Annotated in this window: 8 protein-coding genes and 1 pseudogene; 5 read left to right on the top strand and 4 right to left on the bottom strand. The window is 58.4% G+C overall.

The genetic code is table 11. The features are described from left to right. Positions 1–45 precede the first annotated feature (45 nt). From G6030_RS01910 to G6030_RS01900, 4 genes and pseudogenes are all read right to left on the bottom strand, one after another. Complete coding sequence (locus G6030_RS01910; protein WP_096907494.1) at positions 46–381, bottom strand: hypothetical protein; 336 nt, start codon at positions 379–381, stop codon at positions 46–48. A gap of 74 nt (positions 382–455) precedes the next feature. Continuing rightward, a pseudogene (locus G6030_RS16320) lies at positions 456–855 on the bottom strand (N-acetyltransferase). A gap of 367 nt (positions 856–1,222) precedes the next feature. Then, positions 1,223–1,501, bottom strand: coding sequence for a hypothetical protein (locus G6030_RS01905; protein WP_182642025.1), 279 nt, complete (start codon positions 1,499–1,501; stop codon positions 1,223–1,225). Positions 1,502–1,618: 117 nt separating this feature from the next. Then, positions 1,619–2,161 (bottom strand): ElyC/SanA/YdcF family protein, encoded by a 543-nt coding sequence (locus G6030_RS01900; protein WP_182642024.1) that lies wholly within the window; start codon positions 2,159–2,161, stop codon positions 1,619–1,621. Between the two features lie 864 nt (positions 2,162–3,025). On the opposite strand from G6030_RS01900, the gene G6030_RS01895 reads away from it, so the two are divergent. From G6030_RS01895 to G6030_RS01875, 5 genes are all read left to right on the top strand, one after another. Then, on the top strand, positions 3,026–4,423 hold the full coding sequence (locus tag G6030_RS01895; protein WP_182642023.1) for a polysaccharide biosynthesis tyrosine autokinase: 1,398 nt from the start codon (positions 3,026–3,028) through the stop codon (positions 4,421–4,423). Positions 4,424–4,567: 144 nt separating this feature from the next. After that, complete coding sequence (locus G6030_RS01890) at positions 4,568–6,298, top strand: nucleoside-diphosphate sugar epimerase/dehydratase (RefSeq protein WP_182642022.1); 1,731 nt, start codon at positions 4,568–4,570, stop codon at positions 6,296–6,298. Continuing rightward, a complete protein-coding gene (locus G6030_RS01885; RefSeq protein WP_182642021.1) occupies positions 6,261–7,367 on the top strand; it encodes a hypothetical protein in 1,107 nt (368 codons plus the stop codon). The genes G6030_RS01890 and G6030_RS01885 overlap by 38 nt, the downstream gene beginning before the upstream one ends. 68 nt (positions 7,368–7,435) lie before the next feature. Beyond that, a complete protein-coding gene (locus tag G6030_RS01880; RefSeq protein ID WP_182642020.1) occupies positions 7,436–8,824 on the top strand; it encodes a flippase in 1,389 nt (462 codons plus the stop codon). Beyond that, positions 8,817–10,106, top strand: a complete 1,290-nt coding sequence (locus G6030_RS01875; RefSeq protein WP_182642019.1) for a hypothetical protein — start codon at positions 8,817–8,819, stop codon at positions 10,104–10,106. Before G6030_RS01880 ends, G6030_RS01875 begins: the two co-directional genes overlap by 8 nt. Positions 10,107–10,986: the final 880 nt, after the last annotated feature.

Genomic DNA, 10,986 nt, shown 5'->3' with positions numbered 1-10,986 from the left:
CCCGGCCGCCCGGCGAAACCCGCCGGCGCCCGCACGACCACCCGGTTAACCCGCCTCGCGCCGCCTCACGTTGGCGAGAACCCGGGCCACGCCGGCCAGGAAGTCCCGGCTGCGCCGCGCGGCCTGCTGCTCGAGGAGCAGCAGATCCAGCGCCCGGATCACCGCGGCCAGATCGGCGCCGGCGCCCAACCGATCCAGCGCCACGGCCGCCGCAACCGCCTGTCCCTCATGGAACGCCAGATCCGGCAGCACCGCCTCGACGGCCCGGGACAGCTCGCCCGCGGGCCGATCGTCGAACGCCGCGCTCACGGAGACGCGGTACTGCTCGAACCGGTCCCGGGCGGCGTCGAGCTCCTGGCGAAGGTTCGCGGTCGCAGACATGGTCGCCAAGCCTACGACGACGACGAGGTCACCCCACCCTCACGGTCCCGCGGTCACCGCGACTGCGCGAGCGGTCACACCCCGAACGCCGCGGGATAGCGGATGACGCCGCCCGGGACGGCAGGGGAGTCGTCGAGGGGCAGGGCCATCAACGCCTCGTCGGGGACATCGAATGACGCCCGGATGTCGAAGCTGGAGGCGCGGCGGAAGCCGAACCGCGGGCAGCACCGAGCACGGCGCCAGCGCGAGGGCGGGCTCGTCCCCGACGTGGCAGCGGGTGAGCAGCGCGTGACCCACCGGACATCCGCCGGCGGTCTCGGCGATCAGCGACAGCCCGTCGATCCACGCGGCCGGGTCAGCGCGGAGGGCGTCGACGAGGTCGGCCTCGGCGGCGGTGGGAAAGGCCCGCAGGATGATGTCGGGGATCGCGGGGATGTCCGCGTCGGTCTCTGCGCGGGTGGTCCAGGTGGTCATGCGGTTCCTATCCGGGGCGCTCCCGGCGGGAAAAGTCGGGCGAGGTCGCGAACGTTTCTCTCGGGCGACACCGCTGGTCGCTGTCCGCGTCTCGGATCGTCAGAACAGCGGACAATGAAACACTTAGCCTGGCTCCGTATAACTGACGCTTGTGAACTGGCGCGGCCGTTCCTATAGTGGGCCTCGTTGGCGAAACATGATCCCCCCCTCATGTCGCCGACCCCGCCGCGTCGCGCGGTACACGCGGACCGTCCCCGGTCGCGACCCGCGCGTCGTGCGTTGGAATCGCCGGCGGTCGCTGACCCCCCTTCCGCGGCCGCTGGCGGTTCACTCCCGTGGGGCGCCGAGCGCCAGGCCCTGCGGTGGATCAGCGATTGACGAGCTTGAAGAAGGTGCTGCCTTCTCCGCTGGCCTTCTTCGCCTGGTACAGCAGGGCGAGCCCCTGCGAGTCGAACTTCTCGAACCACTCGTCCCAGCTGATCTGCTCGAGCGATTCGTCGCCGGCGCCGCCGGGGAAGTCGAAGCGCAGGATGCCGGGGTCGTCGCCGTTGCCGGTGTCGCGGACGCAGGCGGGCTTGCCGTCGTTGCTCTCGACCCACTTGCGGATCTCGTCGTGGTCGGTCGTGGTGGTGGACTCGGATGCCATGTCGGACACTCCTTATGACGTGAGGCGGTGTGTCCCTTCCGATGGCACCACTCGGGCTGGGTTCGATCAACCGATTGGTACCTTTGGATGTTTCGATCGCCGGGCCAGCAGTGCTTTTCAGCAGGCCGGCTTGAGGAACGCCTTGAGATAGCCGCCGGTTTCATGAAGGAGCGCATCCTTGCGGGACTTCGATAGCGGCCGGGGTGTGTCTGTGACGTAGACGGACCCGTCAAAGCACTGCTCGAAGTACATGCGGACCCTCGACACGTGGCCCCAGTAAGTCACTACAAGCAGGGAATCGTATCCGCGCTCGCGCGCGATGCGGGTCGCGGCGGTGGTCTCGCCCTCTGTAGTGCTCACGTCGGGCTTGAAGCACTCGATGTGGATTCGGCGCCCGTCTCGGGCAACTACCGGGCTGTTTGCGCAGTACGCATCAATTGCGGCGGAGTAGGAATCGCTGCCCCCGCGAGATGGTTGGGATACAAAGATGCGCTCTGATAATCCAGTTTCCGCCAAGTGTCGGGCATAGACATATCGATCATCGGCCGCTCCAGCCACCACAACGATGGCGCCGACTCGATCGGGTGAATCGACTTGGGGGAACAAGACCGCTCGCGCAGCACTCAAGCCAGCCACGGCAACCGCGCCCAGCACAAGCATCGTCGCAAGGAGCGAGACTCGGCGGCGACGGAAACGGGGTCTCACGAGCTCAACGCTACGGTTGCGCCCTGTGTGCGTGCTGAGCAACAACCTGGAGTGGACGCAGGAGATTCTGCGTGCCCGCAGGTGACCAGATCGAAGCACGTTGTGCGGTCCCGCGCTGGCGTACATTTCCTCTGCGCGTGATGGGTGTGCTGCGGGATACACACCGCACCTCGATGCATGAGGGACGGCGGCGGTGAGGTCATAGGCGAAGACGGGGCTGACATCGGTTCGTACAGAGTGATTCCCAGCGATCACCGACTACCTTGGATGCGATCGGATGGAGTGGTGTCCAATTGCTAGCATCCGATTGGCCCCGCTCCTGTGGCCAGCGCACAACGGTGGTCATTCGCCCCCTTGGGGGTGAAGCCGTTCGTGGACGGTCGATCAGTGTGACCGGATGGCCATTGCCTCTACGTGACTTTCATCCGGATCCAGGGACGTCTCCCATACCTGGGGTCCGGTGGACTAAGAGACTCGTCATCCCAACTGGAAGTCGAGATGTCGCCGCGAATAAACTGAATCCCGAGACTGATTACATGCGCACCGGTCTGACCTGCGCCAACCTACGAGACAATTGGGAAGTGGCGGCAGGACAACTGGGCCTTGGGAGATCGACGAGCGCGCCCCCGCGTCCCGCACGAGCCTCTGGGTGTAGCTGGCACCTGCACTGACTCAATCGCAAACGCGAACGTTAATCGAGTCTCATCAACTCCCAGACCGGTACGGAGTGCCGGCCGAGCGAAGTACCATTGCGAACGACCCGTGCCGACGCCGTCGAACGGGTCTATATTGTTGCTGCCTAAAGAAAGGACCCTTGGAGTGGATCTGCGGGACCTGCTGTCCGTACTTCGCGCTCGCTGGAATGTGATCGTGGCAGCGACGCTTCTCGGCGTTCTAACCGCGCTGGGCGTGAGTCTTCTTATATCGCCTACCTACCAGGCGAAAATTCAGTTCTATGTCACTGTCGCTGGAGGTGACAATCCTGCTGCTGCTGCGTATCAAGGGTCCCTAGGCGCTCAACAGCGAGTCCAGTCGTACGCCGCGCTGGTAAAAAGCACTGAAATAGCAGAGCAAGTTGTCGACGCAGCTGGTGTCGGCCTCTCCGCGGAAGAGGTCGCTCAGCGAGCGTCGGCCACCGTAGACGCGAGAACTGTTTTGCTCAGCGTTTCCGTAGTGGATCAGGATCCCAGTCGAGCCCTCGCGATAGCGGACGGTTTCGGCGAAGTCATGCCTGAAGCGATCAACCGCCTGGAAACGCCCGACGGTGGCGGGCCGGCCCTGGCTAAACTAACCGTCGTGAACCCACCGTCGCTGCCAACAGAGCCGGTGGCCCCAAAGACGGCGCAGAACGCTATGCTTGGTTTACTGATTGGGCTTTTCGCCGGCATCGCCGTTGCCCTAATTCGCAACGCCCTCGATCGTCGAATTAAGTCGAAAGAGCAACTCGAAAAACTCGCTGAACAACCAGTTGTTGGTTCCATTCCCTTTCGTAAGGCGGAGGATCGAGAGGCGGACGCCGAACACGTCGTCCCGTTCAGGGACGGACACTCTCCGGCGGCTGAGGCGTTCCGCCGGCTTCGTACAAACCTCCAGTTTCTGAATGTGGACAATCCGCCAAAGGTACTGGTGATCACGTCCTCTGTAGCTGTAGAAGGTAAGTCGGAAACCGCGCTTAACCTTTCCTTGGCGGTGGCGGAAGCTGGCAACCGCGTGCTCTTAGTCGAGGCGGATCTGCGACGACCTAGGGTGGTCAACTACCTCTCTATGCCAGACAAAGTGGGTCTAACTAATATCCTAAGCGGTCAGGCAACATTCGAGGACGTCGTCTCGGAAACTAGGCACGAGGGGGTCGATCTGCTTGCCTGTGGGCCATTGCCGCCCAACCCATCAGAGTTACTGGCATCCGACACCGCGCGGCGCTTGATCGACGAATTGAGAAGTAAGTACGACTATGTCCTCTTAGATTCGCCACCCTTACTTCCCGTCACAGATGGCGCCCTGCTCACGCGCATAACCGACGGCGCACTTCTGGTAGTTAGGTCGAACCGCACAACGACTGACCAAGTGAGTCAAGCTATTGACAATCTTCGCAAGGCCGACGCCGAGTTGCTTGGAATGGTGATGGTCGCCAATAAGCCGATTAAAAAGGGCGCGCCCGGTTACTATGACTCGTACTACTACTCGTCGAAGGCGGCGGACGTTGAGCAGCCAGCCTAGATGTTTGAAATTAGAGATGCTATTAGCCAAGAAGACAAGACGGGCTGCGATGAATCTATGTCAAGGTGGGCTAGATTGAGGGCCCGCCTGACCGGGGTACCGATCTCTCCTTGGTTGCCCATAGACGCCATCCTATGGACCGGAATGCTGATCGTCGCAATCTGGATCCGTTTTGATTTCTCCATTGCCGAGGTAGCTCGTTCACTCGGGATGCCACGGTTCTACTGGGTCCTGCTTGCTCTGGTAGTTCTCAGCTCGCTCGTCGGCTGGGGCGCCGGTCTGTATCGCGGAAGGTTCTTGCCCGGTAGCCTGCTTGAGACCAGCGTGGTTCTTGTCGTTTTTGCAAGCGTGACGCTAGTCGTCTTTCTACTTCACGTGTCTTCGGCGCATGTCGACGGGGTTCCTAGGTCTACCCCAATCATCGCGGGGGCCTTCACCGTTTTGGCGGCCATAGTTCTGCGTTCGATCGCTAGGCGCAAGGAGCTATATGGAGCGGGCGCTGCCAACAACGCGGAGCCGGCGCTTGTATACGGCGCAGGTGCGGGGGGCGCGCAGCTCATTCAGCAACTTCGCCGTTCGCAAGTTTCGCAGTTTCGACCAGTTGCCGTTCTTGACGACGACCCTGCGAAGCGGCATATGATTATCGATGGCGTTCGTGTTAGGGGCGGTCGGGATCAGCTTGAAGAGATCGCCGCTAAGACGAATGCGAGTACTCTCCTGGTTGCAATTCCTAGCCTGCCCAGTGCGGAACTTCTTGACATAAGAGATAGAGCGGAGACCGCAGGACTCCACGTCCTAGTGTTGCCCCCACTGAGCACTTTGATGAAGGGACGTGTGGCTGTAGGTGAGCTACGCGAGATCAACGTGAATGATCTGCTCGGAAGAAAGCCGGCCCGGCTCAACCAGACGCAAATCGCCGCCTACATTCGTGGGAAACGAGTGCTCGTCACTGGGGCAGGCGGCTCCATCGGTTCAGAATTGTGCCGTCAGCTAAGCAGGTTCAGGCCAGCAGAACTCATGATGTTGGATCGCGACGAGTCCGGCCTGCACTCAGTGCAGTTGTCCATACATGACCAAGCAATGCTGGATGGTGACGACACTATTCTTGCCTCGATTCGTGACAGCGAGGCGCTTACCAAGATTTTCCTTGAGCGAAGACCTGAAATTGTATTCCATGCGGCTGCCTTGAAGCATATGCCGTTACTAGAACAGTATCCCGAGGAAGCGATCAAGACCAACGTTATTGGTACTTTGAACGTTCTCAATGCGGCGGAGGAGAGCGGCGTAGAAACCTTCGTCAATATCTCTACCGATAAGGCTGCGAACCCATGCTCTGCACTAGGCATGAGTAAGCGCATAGCTGAACGAGTAACGGCAGCACGCGCAATGCGCGCGTCAGGTTCGAAGTATGTATCGGTCAGGTTTGGTAACGTTCTTGGGTCCCGGGGCTCTGTCCTCACAGTCTTTGAGAAGCAGATTGCTAACGGGGGCCCGGTCACTGTAACGGATCCAGACGTTGACCGATTCTTCATGACAATTCCTGAGGCATGCCAATTAGTGCTGCAGGCCACCGTGGTGGGCGGTAATGGTGAGACACTGATCTTGGACATGGGTGAACCTGTGAAGATTGCAGACGTCGCTAGGACACTCATAGAGCAATCAGGGCGAAACATAGATATCGTGTATACCGGGCTTCGGAATAACGAGAAGCTGTCCGAAGAGTTATTTGATGCCTCGGAATTTCCGATAAATGCTGATAGGCACGAAGCGCTGTCGGCAGTGAAGGTCCCACCGTTAGACCTCGACCGATCTACCGCGGAGGCTGTCGTTTTGCGTGGTGAGAGCACAGAATGGCTCGCAGGGAATGTGTATTGATAACGCCGTCAACATTTCAAGGGGCCAGCAGGTGAAAGTACTGATGCAGTCGAACGGTTCGTTGGGGCAGACGACTGGTGCGCTGTTCAGCAGCCTGCGAGATAGATTGGCGAAGCGGGGAGTCGACTGTGAACTGGACTTGAGGGCGCTTCCGCCTGGGATTTTGCCGAAGTTTCCTGCGATGGCTAATCGGCTTTTCAGCGGTGCTAAAAAGGTTCGTGGGATCGATGTCCTTATGGTCCATTCTGCAGTTAGCCTTAGCTTGCCGGAGATAATTTTGGCGAAGCTCATGGGTAAGACCGTGGTGTCCTATATCTGGGACATCTACCCCGAATCGACGATTGCGGCCGGTGGGCTGCGAAATCCGTTCACGCGGCTGATGTATGGAGTGACAGAAAAGATCGGGATCGGGTTGTCTGATCTTGTGCTTGTCCCGTCTGACGATTACTTGGATAGTCTCCACTCGTCGCGCCACAAAACGTGGGTTCATCCGCTGTGGCCTGTGTCCTCGGCTAGGTCCGTAGAATCGAGAGATAGTAATGCCTCGCCCGCGAAGATCGTTTTTGCCGGTCAGATTAATTCGATCCGAGGGATTGGGCCTGCAATCATTCGTCTTGCATGCATGTACCCCGCAGTCCAACTTCAGCTAGATGTGTTTAGTAAGGATCGGTTGCCCGACGACTTGTCGGCCGGGCAGGCGCTACCAGGCAACTTGTTGGTCAACCATAAGGGATTTCGTCCACAAAAAGAGCTCGAGGTGCAGCTCCCTGAGTATGACTTCGGGTTAGTGGCAATAAGTGACGAGTTTCCGCTTCCCGCGTTTCCTTCTAAGGCGCTGACCTACATGATGGCTGGGCTGCCAATAATCTATTCTGGCCCGCACCAAGCCGCGTTGGTTTCTACGATCAAAAGTCTCGACCTTGGACTGTATCTGAATGGAGATGGGGGGTTACCCCAGGGTCTCCCGTACGCAGGGAGTGAGTTTGAGCAAGGGCGAGACGAGTATCTGCGACGGGTGTCGGTGGCTGAAGCGCGACTAGTAGATTTCTTCTTCTCTTCAGCTAAGTAGCGGTTGCGAGTTTATTCTGGTTTCGGGAAGCTTTGGCGGTCGCGCTGCTAAAGAGCGCTGGGATAGGGGTGAGCGTAATCGACGACGATAAAAATGATCTGGGGCCGAGTACCCAGCTGAAGAAGGTCAATAGCCCTAGGCTGATGGCCACTAGCTCATCTTGGAATATGTCCCAGTCTATCTTCACGATGGTAGTTGGTGCGGCTGTAACGGCTATAGCGGCACGAGTATATGGGCCCGAGATCCTCGGCAAGTTCACTTTTTCTATGGCGTTCGTGGGACTTTTCACGTCCGTCGCTACGCTGGGTATTGAACCGATAGTCGTGAGGCATCTCGTTGAGAGACGCCATCGCGAAGGCACAATCCTCGCTACTGCGCTCGTCTTGCGAGCAGTAGGCGGGCTTCTGGTGTCCGTGCTATGTGTTACCTTTGTGGCTCTGCTAAACCAAGATAAAACGGTCATTCTACTTACCCTAATAATGTCACTGACGCTCGCGGTGCGTGCTTCCGAGGTGTACCTCTATTGGCTAAGGTCGCAACTCGAGCTGCGTTTAGCGTCGCTGTTTAGGATTGGCTCTTACGGGGGAGTGGCAGCTGCGAGGGTGGTCGCGGTGCTCCTTGGAGCGCCAATCGAAGTTTACGCAGCCTTCTATCTGCTGGACATTGTCGTCTACTCGGTGTTGCTCTTCGTGGCTTTTAGGCGGGTGGCAAAGCACCGGCCCAGGATGAACATCTCAAAGAATTACGCCCGGGTATTGCTTGCTAGCAGTTGGTATCTCATTGTCACCGGGATTGCGACAATGGCATATAATCGGATAGACCAAGTGATGCTTGGCAGTATGCTTCCGGGGCATCGGGCGGCTGGTCTCTACGCGGCGGCTGCGGCGATAGGAGAAATGTGGTACTTCGTACCGGCTGCTCTTGTCACCGCCATACAGCCTTCCTTGTTTGCCTCCAGTAGTCGTAAATTAGCCGACGAGCGAGGTGCAGACATGCTTCTAATTGTATGCTCTGTCAGTCTTTTGTTCGGGTCCGTCGTTTTCGCACTTGCCGGCGGAGCTCTCGGCGTCTTATACGGTGCCGAGTTTGTTGAGGCAAGTGCGTCCCTTCGCGTTCTTTCGCTCGCCGGGGTTATCGCAATGGTGGTGTTGTGCCAGAACGCCTTATACGTTGCGTGGGGCGCGCAAAAATACTCGGCGCTGTTTACGACGCTCGGCGCCCTGCTAAACGTCGTCCTAAACTTAGTTTGGATTCCGACGCTAGGGATTGCCGGGGCTGCGCTTGCCACCTTGGTGACGCAGTTTGTTGTTTGCCTGGTTCTACCTGCGTGTTTTTCAGCGACTCGGCCGGTGTACGGAGTAATGTTGCGCTCGACTAACCCGCACTTGCTAATCGGCCATCTGAAGCGTATGAGTTTCATGATTCGCCGGCGGTACAAAGGTGGTATTAATGCCTAAGATGGACCGCGGTTCGGTAACCGTTAGTGCAATTCGTGTTTCGCCCTTCATTCTACTTTTCTATGGCGTATACACACTGGTCGCCTTGGCGGTGGCCTACACGACGACTTTGTCTCTCTCGGACGTACTTCCCGCAATCCTGCTGATGTGGGCGCTTTCAGGCGTTTTTTTCGTTGGTGAGCTGGTGGCCGCTGATCGATCGCTGAACCGAGGCGAACGTACTCCTCAGAGAGTAAGTAGCTGGGGCGCCGGTCCTGTTATTGCAGTGGCTTTGATCGCGGCGGTGATGACGATCGCTTCAGTCACCTATTATTCAGGTGCGACGCCCAGTGTTGTTTGGAGCAATCTGACAAGTGGCAATAGCCTTTATCTTGACTACCAGGAGTTCAATAGTGACTTCGGGGCATCGGGGGGAGTTGTCGGCAGGGTTTTTGTTGTCCTGCGTGTATTGTCGCAGCTATTGACGCTGTATTTCTTTTTTACGTTTGCCGTCGTCGATAGAAATCTGAACTGGTATCGCGTCACTGCACTTGTAATCTTAGGTTTTGCTTCTCTATATGGTTCGCTTGCTAGAGGTACCACGTTTGAAGCGTTCAAGCTGGTTTTGCTCGTGCTCTTTGTTTTGTACGCGCGTGGCGTAGGCTCTAGGCGGAGGTTTCGAGGCTTTGCGATTGCCGGCGCCCTGAGCCTCGCGGTGTTTTACTTCTTCAGATTCAATATCGCGGCAAGAGGGGCTCGGCAGAGCGAATGTCTCTCTTTGGATGTTTGTCGTGATTCCGCAGGCGCGTTCGGCCCAGTCATCTCGACGGTGGCGGATGTCGCAGAATTGCTTTACGGGTACTTCGGGCACGGCTTTTTCTACATTAGTACGATGCTAAATCGTGTTGTCCCAAACGACTTGGGTGGTATTCAGGGGTGGCTGGTCCCCGAGAACTCGTTTTGGGCATCGGGGTCGAACGCGCTCGCGGCTGTCGAGAACATCATTGATATGGGTCCACGGTGGCGCCCGGATAGCGCGATAGCGATTGCCACTTATGGGTTTATTGGTCTGATTTTTATAGTGGCTTTGTTGGGGTTGATCGCAGGGCTTCTCTCACGAGACCGAGGACCGGCGGGTATGATTGGACTTTTTGTCATTGTGGTGCAGGTGCTGTCGCTTCCCGTCGGCAACTTTGTAACAGTATCTACTGAATACGTCGCCGCTGTGGTGATGTGCGGTGCCTGGTACCTGTATAGTTTTGTGTCGCGATCTCGGACTTCGATAGCGCCCAGAGGGGTTTAGGATCTTACTTGGCGTACCGCCTAGTTGTACTGCGGTGCTCTTGCTGCTTCGTGACTTGAGCGATCGTCTTGTTTGCCCCAGCCAGTGAGCGGGCACGAACCAACGGCGGCTTTACTCTTGCTAAGAATCCGGCTGGCCCGAATCGGCATGTTTGCGCGTGTCACCGGGTGGTTATTCGCCGTTTCGAGGACGAGCGGCGGTTCGACGCGGGGACGCCGTGAGCGGCCAGCAATGACTCACTCAACTCCAGCCTCTTAGGATCTTTCCACCAGATATAGAGTAGGTCGAGGGGCGCATTCTGAACGTTAGGAGATGACGGGCACCGACGTCGGATCGCTAATCAGGACGCTCAGACCGACGCTGACAGCGAGAAACTCAAAGCTCGAATCCGGGAGCTCGAGGCCACCAACGAGGCGTTGGGAAAAGCTATCGGGCACTTGCATCAGCGATGCGAGCAAGGGCCCGCCACACGAGCCGGCCAAGCCCCCCAGTTACTGAGCTGCGAGAACGAGCTGGTCGCGGCCTTTCGGCAATTTACCGAGTCCCAACGCCAGGCGTTGGTGCTGACCGTGCTGTCGCGGGGGACGTGGCATTACCGCCACAGCCCGCGCCCGCCACAACCTGATCCGATCCCGCAGGCAGATCGCGACTACCGGTCCCGCATCAACCCACCGGACTGGCGGGAGATCGGCGAGCACATCCTGGCCGGCTGGGCTCGCGGCGAGTCGGCGGATCACTCGTTTGCCGCCGCCCGGGACGAAGGGGTAATGCTCGGTTCGCGGCGCAACTGGTGGCGAGTGGCCGCCGAGGCTCCTAAGCGTGTACTAAGTGAAAAAGGATACGGGATCGCTGAGACAGCCAGGAGGTTGGCTTAGAAGCA

This window comes from Dietzia sp. E1 (genome assembly GCF_014145015.1).
Classification (GTDB): Bacteria; Actinomycetota; Actinomycetes; order Mycobacteriales; family Mycobacteriaceae; genus Dietzia; species Dietzia cinnamea_A.
This window is presented reverse-complemented; position numbering and strand designations above follow the sequence as displayed.

Excerpts from the sequence above, each read along its gene's own strand:
- G6030_RS01910 (WP_096907494.1), bottom strand. The coding sequence starts at position 381 with ATGTCTGCGACCGCGAACCTTCGCCAGGAGCTCGACGCCGCCCGGGAC.
- G6030_RS01905 (WP_182642025.1), bottom strand. The coding sequence starts at position 1,501 with ATGGCATCCGAGTCCACCACCACGACCGACCACGACGAGATCCGCAAG.
- G6030_RS01900 (WP_182642024.1), bottom strand. The coding sequence starts at position 2,161 with ATGCTTGTGCTGGGCGCGGTTGCCGTGGCTGGCTTGAGTGCTGCGCGA.
- G6030_RS01890 (WP_182642022.1), top strand. The coding sequence starts at position 4,568 with ATGCTGATCGTCGCAATCTGGATCCGTTTTGATTTCTCCATTGCCGAG.
- G6030_RS01875 (WP_182642019.1), top strand. The coding sequence starts at position 8,817 with ATGCCTAAGATGGACCGCGGTTCGGTAACCGTTAGTGCAATTCGTGTT.